Raw genomic sequence first — 16,256 nt, 5'->3', positions numbered from 1 at the left:
CCGCCGCACTCAGCACGAGAGGACGCAAGCTTTCCGGGGGTCCGGTCAGGTGTCCGGGGTCAGGCGTGCCCGCCGTGTCCGCAGGAAGGTTCGTTCGGTGTCGTTGGTGGCCAGGGTGATGGCCTCGTCGTAGGCGGCGATGGCATCGGCGCTGCGGCCGAGGCGGGCCAGCAGGTCCGCGCGGGTGGCGGGCAGCAGGTGGTAGCCCGGCAGGTCCAGCTCGTCGATGGCGGCCAGTGCCGGCGCCGGTCCGTGCACCTCGGCGACGGCGACCGCGCGGTTGAGCGCGATGATCGGGGTCGGGGTGTGCTGCAGCAGCTGGTCGTACAGCGCCAGCACCTGCGTCCAGTCGGTCGCCGGCCCGTCGGTGTGCACGGCGTTGATCGCGGCCTGCAGCTGGTACGGCCCCGGCTGATCACGGCGCAGGCACCGGCGTACCAGTTCGTGTCCTTCGGCGATCAGGTCCCGGTTCCACAGCGACCGGTCCTGCTCGGCGAGCACCACCAGCTCACCCGAAGGCCCCACCCGCGCGGGCCGGCGGGCTTCGGTGAGCAGGAGCAGCGCCAGCAGCCCGATCACCTCCGGCTCGTCAGGCATCAGCTCGGCCAGCGCCCTGGCCAGGCGGACCGCCTCCAGGCACAGGTCCGTCCGCAGCAGCTCCCCGGACGTGGAGGCGTATCCCTCGTTGAAGACCAGGTAGAGCACGGTGAGGACCGAGGTCAGCCGATCGGGGAGTTCGGCGGCGGCGGGCACCCGGTAGGGGACGCCGGCGTCGCGGATCTTCTTCTTCGCCCGGACGATCCGCTGGGAGACGGTCGCCTCCGGCACCAGGTAGGCCCGCGCGATCTCGGCCACCTCCAGGCCGCCGAGCAGGCGCAGGGTGAGCGCGGTCTGCGCGAGCGGCGACAGCGCCGGGTGGCAGCAGGTGAAGATCATGCGTAGCTGGTCGTCGCGCACCGGTCCCACCTCCTGCGGTTCGTCGGGTTGGTGCAGCAGCAGCGCCTGCGCGTGGCGGGCCTCGCGGGTGGATTCCCGGCGCAGCCGGTCGATCGCCCGGTTGCGGGCGGTGGTCACGATCCACCCGCCCGGATTGGGCGGCAGCTCCTCGTGCCACTTCCGCACGGCCACCGCGAACGCGTCCTGCACGGCCTCCTCGGCGAGCCCGATGTCACCCAGCAGGCGCGTCAGCGTGGCCACGCACCGGCCGTACTCGGCCCGGTAGACGCCGTCAAGATCCACCGGGCTCAGCCCCACTGCGCGTCCTCGAACGGGCGCACCTCGATCGGGGCCCCGCAGGCCAGCGCGCACTTCTCGGCCCAGGACAGCGCCTGGTCCAGGTCCTCGCACAGGATCACCCAGAATCCGCCGAGCTGCTCCTTCGTCTCGGCGAACGGGCCGTCGGTCATCGTGGTCGTGCCGTTGCCGGGGCGCACGACCGTACTGGCGTGCGAGGGCAGCAGGCCGCCGACGAACACCCACGAACCTGCGGCCTGCATGTCGGCGGTGACCTGGGCCGTCCGGGCCAGCTGCTGCTGCATCTCCCCCTCGGACGGCGCCGGCGCGCTTTCGTCGAACTGGACGGCGAGCAGGTACTTCTTCACGGCGAACTCCTTCTCATGGCGAACTCTTCGACAGGATCAGACGGACAGGCGGCGGGCGACCAGCCGAGCGGGCCGGCACCAGACCCACCACGGAGAAGATCATGGTCAGCCACCCCCGCGGCGGTCAGCCCACCGGTGATCAGTGGCTTCGCCGGGAGCGACGGTGATGACGGACATCGCGTACCTCCAGTGAGTGGCGACCGGCCCGTTGCCGGCCTCTCACCTTGGCTACGAACGCGCTCGACGCCATTCGACACCACCGCCGAAAGAAATCGGAAGACGTCCTCTTCCCGACCGCGTCCGAGGCGGCAAGGACCCACTCGCCACGAGCGATCCGACGGCATCACCGTCTCGAACGGCACCTTCACCGGCTCCACCACCCCCTGGGCCGCCCTCGGCAGACCGCGATCGCGGCCGCGGACGACCGCATTCGGGTCGAGGCCAAGGACGTCGTACCGCAACCTCGTCGCCACGGCCGGGCACTGCGTACTCGACATCGAGGGCGCCTCCGCCACGCAGAGCCAGGTGGTGTTCGTCCCCGGCTACTCCGAGGGCACGGCGCGCAAGGTCCTGTACGTCGGCAAGCGGGCCTTCGTCCACGAGGAGTTCTCCCTCTACGACGATTTGGAGCGCGACTACGCCTTCATGAACGTGTACAGCGGCGTCGTCGCCGATTCGGCCGGCGTGCTGAGCAACGTCGGGCGGCTGGTGGACAACACCGGCGCGCAGGGGTTCGCCTGGGGCCAGCCGCTGCCGCCCTCGGTCGACGTCTTCGGCTACCCGGCGGGCCCGCACCCCGACGGGACGTTGCCGTACACGGGCCAGACCCTTGAGCGGTCCACCGGAGCGGCGTCCGGGCTGGCGGCCCCCGAGCTGTCCGCCGAATGGCTCCTCGGCGTCGACTCCCCGTTCACCGGCGAGGGCTCCCTCGGCTCCGCGTGGCTGCCGCGCTACGACGCGGACAGGGGGCTCGGCCACCTCAACGGCATCACGATGAGCGTCTCCGACACCGATGCCGACAACCGCTACGACACCGGCGTCTCGCCGTACTTCGACTCCCAGACGGCCACGGTCGACAAGACCGCCGCGGCGGCTTGGACCGGCCGCATCGTCTAGAGGCCGTGTTTCAAGGTGTGGATGGATGTGCCGGTGATCGTGCAAAGAAGAGGTCTCCAGCGTGGCGGTGACGAGGCGGCACGACCTCGCCCACTGCCGGTCGGAAAGACGACCACCGGAGCGCAGGCCGACAGCCCGCTTCAGGTCCAGGCAGGTTTGACCATGGTGAACACCGTCTCTGCGCGGCGCATCGCCGTACACAACGGGCCGCCGCGCTTCCGGCCCACCGCGTTGCCCGGTGCCTGAGCCTTTCAGGGTCGCGGACCTACCGTGAGGCATGGCTCCGGCGCAGAGGCTCTGGCTTGTGCTGGGCTTGATCGCGTTGAGGTGACTGAGATCAGCACAGCGTGACGCCTGGCTGGATGGCTCAGCCGAGCGTCACGCGCGGCTTGACCGCCTCGAGACATCATGCCGGGGCCGGCAACCTCGGACGGCGCCTACGAACGCCTCCCGACTGGCGCTTCGGGAAGCTGCCCGACCACCTTGCCCTCGGAGTCCAGCACCTTGATCACCGGGTTGTCGTCGCCGTCGATCTCCAGCACGATCCTCGGGCGTCCTCGCGAGTCGCTGAGCACCAGGAAGGCTCCTTCTGGAGTGCTGTAGCCGAGCTGGACGCGAGGCGGCATAGCGGGCACCTGGTCGATCGGGAGCGCTGGATCAGGCATGTGCTTCATCTCCAGCAGCGCCGCGCCGTGGACGCCCTCCCAGCGGGTGGCCATCGTGATCGCCTGCGCGTTGGTGTAGTCGAGCGAGATGCTGGCCCCGACAGAGGAGGCAACGATTCCTCCCTTCTCGTTCCCGTCGCCATCATTGAAGATCAGATAGGTGCCTTCGGGCCCTTGGCGTTGGTCGGCCGGGTACGTCTTGCCCCCGATGATCACCGGAGGTTTGCTCGAGCTCGCCAGAAAACGCTGCCGGCCTCGGCGGTCCACCACCCGGAACGATTCCCGGGCCTGCTCCCCGGAGGACTCCGCTCGGGCGGGTCCGCTGCCCCCCATCACGGTCGCACCACTCGCCAACAGCGCGGCCGCCGCCGTTCCGATCGCTGCCCGCCGATCACACTGCTCCATCTCCTGTTTCCTTTCTCATCGGAGGGCAACCAGTGGATCATCTGAGCGCTGCCGTGTCCCTGCGGCAAGCATGAAGATCACGGGTAGGGACAGCCTCCCTGCGCTGATGGAGCCATCCACACGTCGTCACGACGTCGGAACGATCCGTTACGCCTGGCCCCGATAGGCAGGCTCCGGCGGTCGCCTGCGGCTCGTAGGGCCGTACGGAATCTCGCCCGTTCTCCTCGGCTCTCGCTGTTCGCGGACTTGGTCCTGCCCTTGGGATCATCCGTTCACCGGGCACCTGGCCACCCGGACCGGCCTTCCCCAGACCGAGTGGTTAAGGCTGTCGTTCGACGCCACCGGCTCGCTCTATCGCGGCCGTCGCCTGTTCCAGGTGGTCGTAGGTGTTCACCGCCGGCCAGGAGCCGGTGATCTCCAGGATCCGAGCTGTCCGTGGCTGTAGTCCGGCCAGGTGCATGGCGGCGCCGTGAGCTTGGGCAAGGGTCGCGGCGGCGAGCAGCACGGCCAGTCCGGAGCTGTCCAGGAAGGACAGCCGACCGGCGTCGATGATCAGATGTTCGTCCAGGCTGCGGCGTACCTGGTCGATGTAGGTCTCCAGCTCGCCCGAGGTGATGGCGTCCACCTCCCCGGTGATCGTGATCACGCTCGCGCCATGCAGGTACCGGTGCGTGAGGATCACGGTAGCCTCCGCAGGCGCGGCGCCGGGGCGGGCGAGCTGAGCAGGGTCGTGATCGCCGCCTCCGCGCTGGAATGGATGTTGAGGGCATCCCATACTTCGGTGATCTGCAGTACGCGGGCGGGCAGGTCCTGTACGGCGGCCAGGTGTAAGGCGCTGCCCTGCTTGCGCACGTCACCGTGGACGCGGAGCAGGACGTGCAGGCCGATGCTGTCCATGAAGGTGAGCCCGCCGAGATCGAGCACCACGGGCTGGCCCGGCCGTCGCATCCGGCCGATGTAGGACTCCAGGTCATCGGCGTTGGTCGCATCGAGTTCGCCGGCCACGCTGATCACCACAAAGGCCGTGAGTGAGCGGCAGTCAAGGCTCAAGGATGTCATGGTGGGCCTCGGCGGGTTCAGGCTACGGGAAGCTGAGCGATGGTGATCACGACCGTGTTGGAGTAGGCCCGGTTGGTACGGCGGCGTCATCGCCGTCACCGCACAGGCTATGAGTGAACGCTGGTGCAGGAAAGCCAGTTCGTCACATGATCTTCGGAGCGAGGTGCATCCGTTCCGCATTCCCGCTTCCGTCGGGGCATGTGCGTCAGTCTCGCGACCAAAGATCGCTAGGCTGCGACGATGGAACGCGTAACCGACGTGCCCGAGAGTCCCGCACCATTGAGGCCTGCCTGGGTTTCGACCGCAGCCCAGCCGGCGGATCCGACGGCCCAGGCGAATGACTACGACAGCTTCGCCGAGGCGTACTCGGCGGAGACCGAGAACAGCCTCATCAACGCGTACATTGCGCGGCCCGCGATCATGGCCCTCGCCGGAGACGTGGCCGGCCGCCGGATCCTGGACGCCGGCTGCGGCTCGGGCCCCCTGTCGGCCGCGCTGCGCGAGCGCGGTGCCGTCGTCACCGGCATCGACGCCAGCGCCGGGATGCTGGCGGTGGCCAGGCGGCGGCTCGGTGACGACGCGGACCTGCGCGTGGCCGACCTGCGTGATCCGCTGCCGTTCGCCGACGGAACGTTCGACGACGTGGTCGCGTCGCTGGTGCTGCACTACCTGGAGGACTGGGGGCCGACGCTGGCCGAGATGCGCCGCGTGCTCAGGCCCGGCGGCCGGCTGATCGCGTCGGTGCACCACCCGTTCGTGGACTACCTGATCCAGGAGCCTCGGCCCAGCTATCGCGCGACCACCAGCTACACCGACGAATGGACGTTCGACGGACAGGCGTTCCCGATGACCTTCTGGCGCCGGCCGTTGCAGGCGATGACCGATGCCTTCGCCGCCGCGGGCTTCCGCCTTGCCGTCATCAGCGAGCCGAAGGCCGACCCGGCCGCCCGTGAGCTGTTCCCCGACGACTTCGACGACTTTTCGAACAAACTCAGCTTCCTGTGTTTCGTCGTCGAGGTACCGCCGGCAGATGCCGGCTCGGACGGCTAGCTGAGCACGCCGACCAGCGAGCAGGTTCTGTGGCACAGGACAGCCTCCTGCGACGGCGATCTTCTCGGCGGTGCTGTCCAAGGAGCTCACGATGAGGGCGTCGCAGCCCGGCCACGCTGGTTCCTTTCCCGCGCTGGCGCGGGTACAGCACGAGATCGGCACGGCCGACAGGCTCGCCAGGTCCACCCTCTCGGAGGTCAGGAAGGCGTGGCGGCTCGATCCTCTGCCGCCGCTCGTCCCACCCCCGCTGACCACGCCGGCCGTGTTTCGGTAGCTGTGTCTCAACCCTGGCGGAGATTCCGGCGGGCGCGCTCCAGGTCGTCTCTGGCGGTCTTGGTCAGCGTCTGCTCGGGGCCCATGACGGCCTCGAATCGGTTCACGACCCATGCGTATTCGGCCAGCGCGTGGGTGGTCCGTCCGACCGCCTCGTAAGCCGCGGCCAGGCCATGCCGGGTGATCAGCGTGTCGGGATGGTCGGCGCCCAGCAGCCGCGCCTGGTGTCCGGCGACGTGCTCGTACAGCTGGACAGCCTCATCAGCCCGGTCCGCCGCCTTGTACGCGCGCGCCAGCTGCCCTCTGACGACCCAGGTGTCGGGATAGTCGCCATCGAAGATCCGCTCATGATCGGCTATCAGCTGCTGGAACAACCTGATGCCCCGCTCGGGCCGGCCTCCCTCGACGTTGGTGTAGGCCTGGAAAAAGCGCGCCGCGAGCAGGGTGGGATGGTCGGGTTCAAGCGCCCGCTCCTGGTCGGCCACAACCCGATCCAACAGCGGCACCGCCTCCGCCGCCCTGCCCGCCATCGTGTACGAGAAGGCCACCGAAGCCCGCGACCACAACGTATCCGGGTGATCATCGCCTAGGATCCGGGAGCGCTCGTCCGCGACCCGCTGGTAAAGTCCGGCGGCCTGCATGACCTGGCCCGCGTACTCGAAGGCATGCGCCAGCGTGTGCCGAGCCGTGAGGGTGTCCGGGTGCTCGGCTCCCAGGAGCTGCTCACGCCCCCTGACGACGGCTTCGGCGATCGGGACGGCCCGGCCGCCGTCGTTGAGATAGACCAGGTGGGACGCGACGCCATGGCGGGCCCGGAGTACGAGCCGGGCTGCCGGGCGCAGCTGCGCGGATTCCTCCTCGGGAACCTGCTCCACGGCCTCCCACAAGGCCGTTGCGTGCTCGGCCGCCGCCATGATCGTGGGGAACTTCCGCCAGGTATCCTGGTCGGAGATGTCCTCGACCGCCGCGCACAGCCGCTGCGCGGCCGTCTCGATCATCTCGGACAGGGTGCGGTCACGACCGGCCTGATCGCGTACGGCACGCCGGACGAGGCGGTGGACGAACGCGGTCGTGTCGCTCCGGCTGAACGTGACCAGCGATCGGGCACCTAATTCGGCCAGAGCCGTCTCCGCCTGCGGGCCGAGCAGGTCGAAACCGGCCCCGGAGGTCGACAGCACGGACAACTCGCCGAGCAGGTGCGCGGTGGCCGGGCTGGTCTGCCCGACCGACAGCAGGATCGCCTGCGCGACGCCGGTCGGGTACGGCTCGCCGCGAGGCCGCGCGAGAAGCACCTCGATGGGGGTGGCGTGCAGCCGTTGCAGGTAGGACTCGCAGGACAGGCGTGGCGGGCCGACCAGAGCGGCGGCGGCGATGCCCAGGGCGAGCGGCAAGCGGTCCAGCTCCTCGGCAAGCGACCGGAAGCCGCCATCGTCCCCGCTCACTCGCGCGCGAAGGTAGTCCACCGCCTCTGCCTCGGTGAACTGCTCCACCGGAACCAGCGTGGCGAGCCGCTCGAATGAGTGATCATTTGTGGTGATCAGCACGCGCGCCCGCCCGTGCGAGGGGAGCAGCGGCGCGAGCAGATCGGGGTCTGTCGCGTTGTCCATCATGACCAGGTACGGCTCACGCCGCTCCTGGAGCCACCCTCTGACCTTGCGAGCCACGGTCGCCGAGTCGTCGACGTCGCTGCGTAATCCGAGTTCGGCAGCCATCTGATCCACGGAACCGTGAAGTTGCTCGGCGGTCTCGGCGTGCAGCAAGGCCACCGGGATGCCCTGCTCGATACAGCGCCGGGCGTACGCCGCCGCCAGCTGGGTCTTGCCCACTCCACGGCCACCGACCAGTGCGCCCACCGCCGCCATGCGAGAGGCGGAGAACAGCTCGTCGATGCGCTCGCTCAGATCCGGACGCGGCTGAAAGGCCTTCGGCTCGCGGGGGACGTCACCGATCACCGCAGGCACCGGGCGCGGGTCGCTCTTCGGGGCATGTGGCGGGCCGGCGCTCGGCACCGGCTGCCCGGCCCATATGGCAAGCGGCGTTCCGGGGAGCAGGACGACCAGACCCACGACGATGCCTGTGGTGTCCAGTCCGAGCCCGTGCGCCACACAGATCCACCAGGCCAGAATCCCAGCCGTCGACGGCAGCAGCGCCGCGATCACGACCTTGAGCCAGCGCGGCAGCACTTCATCCCTCTCTGCGCAGAAAAGGTGTCTGTGATGAATCGGAAGGCCGTACCCGATGAGTGTCACATGCCGCCGGCCGATTACGGCAGAGGGCGCCAACCGCCGGCTCGCCGCTCACCCCCTGGACGTCGCCGGCCGCTAAGCTGGACGGCAGGCCGCCTCGGGGCCCATGGCCACCTGGGATTCACGGCCTCGACCGTGTGTAGGTCCTCCTTCAGGCATCACGGCCTGCTCGGATCGCGCGTCGTTCCGGGTGAAGCGTCACCCTCCGGGGGTCGTACCCCCCGGAGGCCGCCTCACTTCACGCCGAGCATGCCCTGGATGGCGGTGACCACGCCCGCCAGCGCGGTGCCCGCCGCGCCCGCGTTGGCGGCGACCTCGAAGATCGTGTTCAGCCTGGCCTTCAGCCCGCCCTTGCTGCGCTCGCCCGGCTCCTTGTCCAGTTCGCGCTCCACACCGCCGGCCGCGTCCTCGACCGCCACCGCCTGCTCCTCGGGCAGCTGCTCACGCAGCACGGCGACGGCGTCGAGCAGTTCCTCCACCAGCGCGCGCAGCTCGGCCGTGTCGTCGGCGGCCAGGTTGTGCACGGTGGCGTCCCCGCTGCCGGTGCTGATCGCGCTGTTGCTGAAGGTGTTGTGGTTGAACGTGGTCACGTTGACCTCCGGGGAGTAGTGGAAGGGCCGGTCACCCCCGGCGGCGGCCATGAGGAGGCGTAGTTGTTCGACGCGGGCGGCGATGACCGGGTTGGCCGAGGAGCCGGCGAGGAAGTCGAGGGTCTGCACGGTGTCGGCGTAGACCTCGCGGGTGCGGGCGAGCATCTGCGCCAGCATCTCGGCCGCGGCGAACCCGTGCCGCGAGGGCCGCAGCAGCAGATCGAGTGCCCGCATCAGGTAGTGCTCGACCTCCGGTCGCCCCACCTCCAGCCGGCCGTCCTCGCACAGCGCCAGCACCTGCTCGACAGCCGAGTACTCGGCGTGCAACCGCGACAGCAGCACCCGCATCCGTCGGAGCTCCTCGTCCGGCCTGTCCTGCTCGTGGGAGGGGATCACCTGCCACATCGACACCCGCTGCCCCGCCTCGCGCACCCAGGCGTGCTGGACGGACTTGTAGCGCCAGTTGTAGTTCTCCACGACCACCGACGGCGCGCCCGCGCGCACCCACCACTCCTCCGGCTCCGCCACCGCCGAGGTGCTGTCCAGCAGGTGCCGCGCGAAGCGCGGTCCGAACGCCACCAGCGGCACGGGCGCCTCGCGCTCGCCGCGCAGCCACGTCGGTGCTGCCATGGCCAGCCGTACGACACCCTGACCCACTTCGGCCACGAGGTACGCGCCGTCGGCGATGCCGCCGAACTGCTGGCCGCCGGCGCCCGACGACCACCGTCGCGTCCTGGCTGTGCTCGCCTACCTACGAGCCTGACGGGGTGAACGAGGATGGAACGATCGCAACTTCCGGGCCCGGGCACCGCCGACCCCTCGAACGGCCAGGTCGCAGGCAGGCGCTACTCCACCTTGCGAGCGACCCGGGCCCGTTCGGGAGGTCGGCGGGCTGCTGGGGCCGGCGGCTAGTGGTGCGGCACGTAGCCGAACATGAACACGTTCGGCGAGCCGCTCCCGGTCGTGTTGGCCCTGGCCCGCGCCGACGTCCGGATCCCCAGGGCGTCCAGTGCCTCGTTGGCGGCGACGCTGGTGCCCGCCGCGCCGTAGTAGACGGACATCTTGCCGATCAGCCCCTCCGCCGGGTCGAACGTCATCGGCATGTTGAGATCGAACAGGCTGCCCTGGTCGTACGGCCCGCCTTCGTTGATCTCGCCCTCGTTGACCAGCTTCGTCCGCCCGGCGGCGGGATCGGGCGAGGCGAAGCCGTCGTCGCTGACGTACTCCGTGCCGGGCGCAGCCGTGTCGGTGGTGAGGAACTCCTGGCGCGCCGTCGGCTCGACGTTCCAGTTCATCACCCGGCGGTAGGTGACGTGCGGCTGGTCGGCAGCCTCGCCCGCGGCCCGGACGGTCACCTTGACCTGGTACAGCTCGGGCCGCGCCGACGGCACGAACTCGTGCTCCACGATCAGGTCGCCCGTCGGATGCTCGACCTTGAGCACGGACTTGGCCGTGGAGTCCGTCGCGTCGAAGCTGACCACCTCGATGTTCCCGGTGCCGCTGCCCGGCAGCCCGGAGATGCCCCGCCCGGCGTGGGCCCAGGTGGAGTAGCCACCCGCGCCGACCGGCCAGGTGACCTGCGTGCCCCAGCCCTCGCACGGGCACTGGTGCGCCGGGTCGGGGTGAGCCAGCGCCTCGGCCCCCGTGGGCACGTAGCGCAGCCCGAGCGAGGTCACGCCCTCCCCGGTGGAGGGGCCGCAACCCTCCTCGATCAGCGTGCCGTACCTGCTGACGCCCAGCTGTACGGTGCCGTTGGTGATGCCGGCGCCGTCCAGCTTGCTCGCGCCGACCTCCCAGTGCACCTTCGCGGGCGGCTCGCGGTAGTCGACCTGCGCCGGGTTGTGGTGGGTGAACGCGAGGGTGATCTGCCGTACGTGGCCGCCGCACGGGCCCATCCGGACGCTCTGGTCGAAGTCGGGCAGCGGGGTGACGCTGTCGTCCTCGTACGCGCGGGTGGGGAAGTCCTTCCAGTGCATCGTGGAGATCGTGACGAAGCCGACCTGCTGCTCCACCTTCGCCTTGAGCGCGACGATCCAGGATCGCCACGTCTTGTCGGAGGTGGCCTTGGGCGCGGTGATGTCCAGGTAGGCACTGCCGCCGGGGTAGAGCGTGACGTCACCGCTCACGGTCCCGCTCTCCTGGAGGTTCACCACCTGGCGCGCCGGGCGGGGGATCGCGGGGAAGGGGTCGCCCTTGGTGGTCCGTGCGTCGGCGTCCAGGAGGTCGCACCACTTGGAGATGTCGGGGTCGGTCATGTGCCAGACGCCGCCCCACGGATCGCCCTGGTGCCCGCCCTTCGCCTCGCCGCAGAGCTGGTAGCTTGCCCGGGCGAACGCGATCGTCTCGTTGACGATGTGGCTGCCGAGCTGCTGCACCGTGTTGGCGAGCTGGATGCCGGGATCGCCCTCGTCGGAGGCGGCGATGTTCTCCCACGACTTACGGATCACATCGGCGTTGAAGCGCTCCTCCAGGAACTCCGCGAAGATGAACCCGCCGTACTGCCGTCCCCGCGCGAAGCCGTCCCAGTGGGTGAGCCGCAGGTCGGGACGGCCGAGAAACTCGACGATGTTCTTGGCGTAGTCGTAGCGCTCGGCATCGGGGAAGCCCGGAGCGGGCTCGTCGCGCACCGACTGATGCGTCGCCCACTCCGCCGTCGCCTCCATCCACGACTGGAGCGGGACGAAGTTGCCTACCTTGTTGATCACATCGGTCTTCATGTAGGCGTATTGGTGCACATGGAAGACCTCGTGCCGCGGCGTGGACCACTCGTCGGCCTTGTTGCCCATCCAGATCGTGTTCCGGGCACCGAGCAACGAGGTCGGCGGCGTGAACGCGTCGGTCTCCGTGCCCCGGCTCGACCCGTACAGCACGACGATCGGGTCGTCGTTGGGCCGCTTGTAGCCCAGGTTGGCGTAGTCGTAGAGCGCCACCTCCAGCTGGCCCGCGGCCCGCTGGATGTAGTTGGGGATGCCGTCTCCCTCGATCCCGTAGGTCCAATACGGCACCGGCCCGTCGTCGGTGTCCACCGGCCGGTCGCCGTCGACGTTGTACCAGATCTCGAAGTGCGGGGTGCTGTGCTTGCACTTCCACCGCCCCACCCAGGCGAGGTTCAGATCCTTGTCGCACTGCGGGAACCCGGGTACGAGCGCGGTCGTGGACGGCTCCGGCTCGGCCGGCGGGCTGTCGAAGGCACCCTTCGCGATGCGGTTGACGATGCCGTTGCGCACCCCGTGCGGGAGCTTCTGCAGCACGTCGTTGACCACCAGCGCCAGGTACGCGTGCTCCTGCTCCGTGAGCGACTCGTCCCGGTACCTCTTCGGCGGGTTGTTCCCCTGGAAGCCGAGCTTGGCGTATCCGTGGTTGACGAACGCCTGCTCGTTCAGGCTTCCGGAACGTACGTCCTCCAGCAGCGCCCGCAGACCGGGCGCGAGCTTGGAGTAGTCATCGCGCGGCCGCTGATCGGCGGCGACCTCGGCGAGCGCCGGTGCCGACCGCTGATCCGCCTGCGCGGGGGCGGCTACCGCCCCCAAGGCGACGATCACGAAGGTGATCGTCGCCACCCGTAACACGCCTGCCAACCCCATGTGATGCCTCCCCGTGGATGATTTCCCGGCCGACGGTGACAGACTTGACGGGCTGGCACAAGAGCGGTGCGCCGGACCATCAAGTCAGGATCAACGCCTGCGTGTACGGGAAGCACCGGCTGGAGGGCGCCGAACAGACGGTGGCCCACGAGGGCGCCCCGGCGGCCGTGCCGGGGCTCAGCCGGCGCGGGACGGGTCGGCCGGGTAGACCCCGAGGATCTTCACGTCCGTGGTGAAGAACGCCAGCTCCTCCAGCGCGTTCTTCAGGCCGGGGTCCTCGGGGTGCCCGTCGACCTCGGCGAGGAACTGGGTGGCCGCGAAGTGGCCGCCGACCATGTAGCTCTCCAGCTTGGTCATGTTGATGCCGTTGGTCGCGAACCCGCCCAGCGCCTTGTAGAGCGCGGCCGGCAGGTTGCGGACATTGAAGACGAACGAGGTGACCACCGGGCCCGCGCCGCGCGGTGCCTGGATGAAGTGCGGGCTGAGCACCACGAACCGGGTGGTGTTGTGCTCCTCGTCCTCGACATCGCGGGCGAGGATGCGCAGGCCGTAGATCTCCGCCGCGAGCGGCGGCGCGATCGCCGCCTGGGTCGGGTCGTCCGCCTCGGCCACCTCGCGCGCGGCGCCGGCGGTGTCACCGGCGATCACCGGCACCAGGCCGTGCTCGCGGATGATCCGGCGGCACTGGCCGAGGGCATGCACGTGGCTGTGCACGGCCCTGATCGTGTCCAGGGTCGCGCCCGGCGGCGCCATCAGGTTGAACTGGATGCGCAGGAAGTGCTCGCCGATGATGTACAGGTCCGAGGTCGGCAGGAAGTGGTGGATGTCGGCGACCCGGCCGGCGATCGAGTTGTCGATCGGGATCATCGCCAGCTCGGCCTCCCCGTTCTCCACCACCGCGAACACGTCCTCGAAGGACGCGCACGGCACCGTGTGCCAGTCGGGGTAGTGGCGCTTGCACACCATGTGGGAGTTCGAGCCGGGCTCGCCCTGGTAGGCGATACGTCGTGCGGTCACCGCAGCAGTTTCCCACGCGGCCGGGCACGGTTGCCCGGCGACGGCCCGGTCGCGGCCCAGGCGCCGTGAACACCGCCCTCTCGTCGTCGCCGGTGAGCTGATGAGAGCGGATGAGAGCGGATGCCGAGCAGGTCGCCGAGTTCGTCGTCCGCGGCCGGCACTCGGGCCCGCTCGGCTTTCGTCGTCCGGCGCCGGCACTCGGGTCTGCTCGGCTGCGGCGCTTTCGCAAGGTGAGTGGCCTGGTCACGACCAGGTCCCAGTCGTCCCAGCCTCCGAAGTCCATCCAGGCGATCACCGGCCGCCCGTGGCCGTCCACCGCCATGGCCAGGACGCGACCTCCGCTACGTGCCCCTGACCGCCCAGGCGTACGCGGACGAGCAGCGCGCGCAGGGCGTGCCGGGGGAGCGGGTGCAGCTGAGTGCCGACCTGTACGCGTACGTACGGTCCGGCGGCCTGGCCTCGCTGACCGGCGACGTCCGGACGGTGCTCGGCCGGCCTGCCCGTGACTTCACCGACTGTGCCCGCGCCACCGCCGCCCAAGGCACCTGGGACTTCTGACCTCCCCTCAGCAGCCGCGGCGTGCCGCGGATGAAAGTTTCAGCGGCCGCTGCAACTCGGGCAGCCGTCAGGCGGGCGGCTTGACCTGCCCGGATCGCGAGCCGGCAGGGTGTCCCGCCATCCGGCACTTCTCATCTCCGTCACCTTGTGCTTCACTCCAAACGCACCTGGGAAAGCGCTTACCAATCGAGGGTGGGCGCTTTCTCCGACGGTGTCCGGCAGGTCAGCCTGTCCGACGAAGGGAGCTTGATGAAGGCGGCGACGAACAGGGCGCGTGCGCGGTGGACGGGGGCGCCGCCTTCCGTGCCCACCGGGCCGGCCGGCCCATCGTCATCGCCGGGGCGGGCACCCGAAAGCTGACTTCCTGACGCGCTTCGACGCGCCAAGCGCTCACACCCCCTCAGCCGAACTGGAGTTTCACCGTGCGCAAAGACCGAAAATCGGCGGCCGTGCCGGCCACGTGGCCGGGTGGCGGCTGCTCGTCGCGTCCGTCGCTGGGAGACCATCGATGCGCCTGACGCCTTTCCTCACGTGCGCCGGCCTGTTGGCCGGCGTGCTCGTCGCGCTGTCCGGGAACCCGGCGCACGCCGCGCCCGTCCGGTATGAGGCCGAAACCTCTCCGGCGGTCTGCGTCGGCACGATCGACTCCAACTGGGCCGGCTACTCCGGCACCGGTTTCTGCAACGCCGACAACGCCACCGGCGCCTACGCCCAGTTCACCGTGAACTCCTCCACCGCCGGCACCGCGACGCTGGGCCTCCGCTTCGCCAACGGCACCACCACCGCCAGGACCGCCGGCCTGATCGTCAACGGAGCCACGGTGGCGACCCCGTCGTTCGAGGGCACCGGCGCATGGTCGGCCTGGGTCACCAAGACCATGACCGTCTCGCTGAACGCCGGCGCCAACACCATCCGGCTGAACCCGGCCACCGCCGCCGGCCTGCCCAACCTCGACCACCTCGACGTCGAGACCGGCGACCAGCCGCCGCCGGCGAACACGTTGTACGTCGCGACCGACGGCGACGACGGCAACCCGGGCACGCAGGCGTCGCCGCTGCGGACGATCCAGCGGGCCGTGGATCTGGCGCAACCGGGGCACACGATCGTCATCCGCGGCGGGACGTACGCGCCGAGCACGAACATCCAGCTGGTCAAGAGCGGCACGGCGAGCCGGCCGATCACGATGACCGCGCACGAGGGCGAGCGGGTGATCATCGACGGCGAGAACATGCCGTACACGCCCGGCGCGGTCGGCTCCACCATCCCGCGCCCCGAGCGCGGCGCCATCCACATCGAGGGCGAGCACTGGCGGCTGGTCGGGCTGGAGATCGTCAACGGCCCGTACGGGATCTTCGGCCTGGACACCAGCGACAACGTCTTCGATCTCCTGACCGTCAGGGACAACTACGAATCCGGCCTGCACCTGCAGGGCGCGTCCAGCAACAACCAGATCATCGACCTGGACGCCTACGGCAACCGCGACCCGCGCAAGAACGGCGAGAGCGCCGACGGGGTCGCCATCAAGGAGGGCTCGGGCAGCGGCAACGTGATCCGCGGCGCCCGGCTGTGGCACAACTCCGACGACGGCCTGGACTTCTGGATGTTCCTGTCCCCGGTCACTGTGGAGTCGTCGGTGGCCTGGGGCAACGGCTTCAACCGGTGGAACCTGCCCGGCTACACCGGCGACGGCAACGGCTTCAAGCTCGGCGGCGGCGACCCCGACCCGCCGGCCGACCACGTCATCCGCAACTCCATCGCCTTCGACAACGCCGTCGGCGGCTTCATCGACAACGGCAACCCCGGCCGGCTGGCCGCTGACCGCAACACCGCCTGGCGCAACGGCGGCACCGGTTTCGACTTCGCCGACTCCGACTCCACCCTCACCAAGAACCTGTCGGTGGCGAACCAGACCCAGGTCTCGCTCGGCTCGTCGTCGTCCGGCTCGGGCAACTCGTGGGACCTCGGCGGCTCATGGACGTTCACCAGCACCGACGCGAGCGTGATCAAGGGACCTCGGGCGGCAGACGGCTCGATCCCGTCCTCCGCCTTCCTGCTCCCGGCCAACGGCGCCGACGTCGGGGCGCGGATCTGA

At 69.8% G+C, this 16,256-nt stretch carries 15 protein-coding genes; 6 read left to right on the top strand and 9 right to left on the bottom strand.

Features of this window, described 5'->3' with window-relative positions; translation table 11 throughout:
- Window positions 1-45: 45 nt before the first annotated feature.
- Complete coding sequence (locus AB0J69_RS27505) at window positions 46-1,254, bottom strand: RNA polymerase sigma factor (protein ID WP_364122776.1); 1,209 nt, start codon at window positions 1,252-1,254, stop codon at window positions 46-48.
- A complete protein-coding gene (locus AB0J69_RS27500; RefSeq protein WP_364122774.1) occupies window positions 1,245-1,601 on the bottom strand; it encodes a YciI family protein in 357 nt (118 codons plus the stop codon). The genes AB0J69_RS27505 and AB0J69_RS27500 overlap by 10 nt, the downstream gene beginning before the upstream one ends.
- A 525-nt stretch (window positions 1,602-2,126) precedes the next feature.
- On the opposite strand from AB0J69_RS27500, the gene AB0J69_RS27495 reads away from it, so the two are divergent.
- Window positions 2,127-2,717, top strand: a complete 591-nt coding sequence (locus AB0J69_RS27495; protein WP_364122772.1) for a hypothetical protein — start codon at window positions 2,127-2,129, stop codon at window positions 2,715-2,717.
- A gap of 21 nt (window positions 2,718-2,738) precedes the next feature.
- A complete protein-coding gene (locus AB0J69_RS27490) occupies window positions 2,739-2,963 on the top strand; it encodes a hypothetical protein (RefSeq protein ID WP_364122770.1) in 225 nt (74 codons plus the stop codon).
- A gap of 191 nt (window positions 2,964-3,154) precedes the next feature.
- On the opposite strand, the gene AB0J69_RS27485 is transcribed toward AB0J69_RS27490, so the two are convergent.
- From AB0J69_RS27485 to AB0J69_RS27475, 3 genes are all read right to left on the bottom strand, one after another.
- Entirely contained in the window at window positions 3,155-3,787 is a 633-nt protein-coding gene (locus AB0J69_RS27485) for a hypothetical protein (RefSeq protein ID WP_364122768.1), read from the bottom strand.
- 319 nt (window positions 3,788-4,106) lie between these two features.
- A complete protein-coding gene (locus AB0J69_RS27480) occupies window positions 4,107-4,469 on the bottom strand; it encodes an STAS domain-containing protein (RefSeq protein ID WP_364122766.1) in 363 nt (120 codons plus the stop codon).
- Window positions 4,466-4,837: an STAS domain-containing protein gene (locus AB0J69_RS27475; protein ID WP_364122764.1), complete on the bottom strand. Its 372-nt coding sequence runs from the start codon at window positions 4,835-4,837 to the stop codon at window positions 4,466-4,468. Before AB0J69_RS27475 ends, AB0J69_RS27480 begins: the two co-directional genes overlap by 4 nt.
- Before the next feature lie 249 nt (window positions 4,838-5,086).
- Here AB0J69_RS27475 and AB0J69_RS27470 point away from each other — a divergent pair, with 249 nt between their 5' ends.
- On the top strand, window positions 5,087-5,896 hold the full coding sequence (locus AB0J69_RS27470; protein ID WP_364122762.1) for a class I SAM-dependent methyltransferase: 810 nt from the start codon (window positions 5,087-5,089) through the stop codon (window positions 5,894-5,896).
- 91 nt (window positions 5,897-5,987) lie between these two features.
- A complete protein-coding gene (locus AB0J69_RS27465) occupies window positions 5,988-6,170 on the top strand; it encodes a hypothetical protein (RefSeq protein ID WP_364122760.1) in 183 nt (60 codons plus the stop codon).
- A gap of 7 nt (window positions 6,171-6,177) precedes the next feature.
- Here the strand turns inward: AB0J69_RS27465 and AB0J69_RS27460 are convergent, their stop codons facing one another.
- From AB0J69_RS27460 to AB0J69_RS27445, 4 genes are all read right to left on the bottom strand, one after another.
- Window positions 6,178-8,352, bottom strand: a complete 2,175-nt coding sequence (locus AB0J69_RS27460) for a tetratricopeptide repeat protein (protein ID WP_364122758.1) — start codon at window positions 8,350-8,352, stop codon at window positions 6,178-6,180.
- Window positions 8,353-8,648: 296 nt separating this feature from the next.
- Window positions 8,649-9,635 carry a hypothetical protein gene (locus AB0J69_RS27455; RefSeq protein ID WP_364122756.1) on the bottom strand — a complete coding sequence of 329 codons (987 nt, stop codon included), beginning with the start codon at window positions 9,633-9,635 and terminating at the stop codon, window positions 8,649-8,651.
- Window positions 9,636-9,913: 278 nt separating this feature from the next.
- A complete protein-coding gene (locus tag AB0J69_RS27450; protein WP_364122754.1) occupies window positions 9,914-12,589 on the bottom strand; it encodes a hypothetical protein in 2,676 nt (891 codons plus the stop codon).
- A 177-nt stretch (window positions 12,590-12,766) separates the two neighbouring features.
- Window positions 12,767-13,606 (bottom strand): prephenate dehydratase, encoded by an 840-nt coding sequence (locus AB0J69_RS27445; RefSeq protein ID WP_364122752.1) that lies wholly within the window; start codon window positions 13,604-13,606, stop codon window positions 12,767-12,769.
- Window positions 13,607-13,951: 345 nt separating this feature from the next.
- On the opposite strand from AB0J69_RS27445, the gene AB0J69_RS27440 reads away from it, so the two are divergent.
- Together AB0J69_RS27440 and AB0J69_RS27435 are read left to right on the top strand one after the other, a co-directional pair.
- A complete protein-coding gene (locus tag AB0J69_RS27440; RefSeq protein WP_364122750.1) occupies window positions 13,952-14,164 on the top strand; it encodes a hypothetical protein in 213 nt (70 codons plus the stop codon).
- Window positions 14,165-14,672: 508 nt separating this feature from the next.
- On the top strand, window positions 14,673-16,256 hold the full coding sequence (locus AB0J69_RS27435) for a right-handed parallel beta-helix repeat-containing protein (protein ID WP_364122748.1): 1,584 nt from the start codon (window positions 14,673-14,675) through the stop codon (window positions 16,254-16,256).

The sequence above is a fragment of the Nonomuraea sp. NPDC049709 genome, assembly GCF_040674815.1.
In the GTDB taxonomy this organism is placed as follows: Bacteria; Actinomycetota; Actinomycetes; order Streptosporangiales; family Streptosporangiaceae; genus Nonomuraea.
This window is presented reverse-complemented; position numbering and strand designations above follow the sequence as displayed.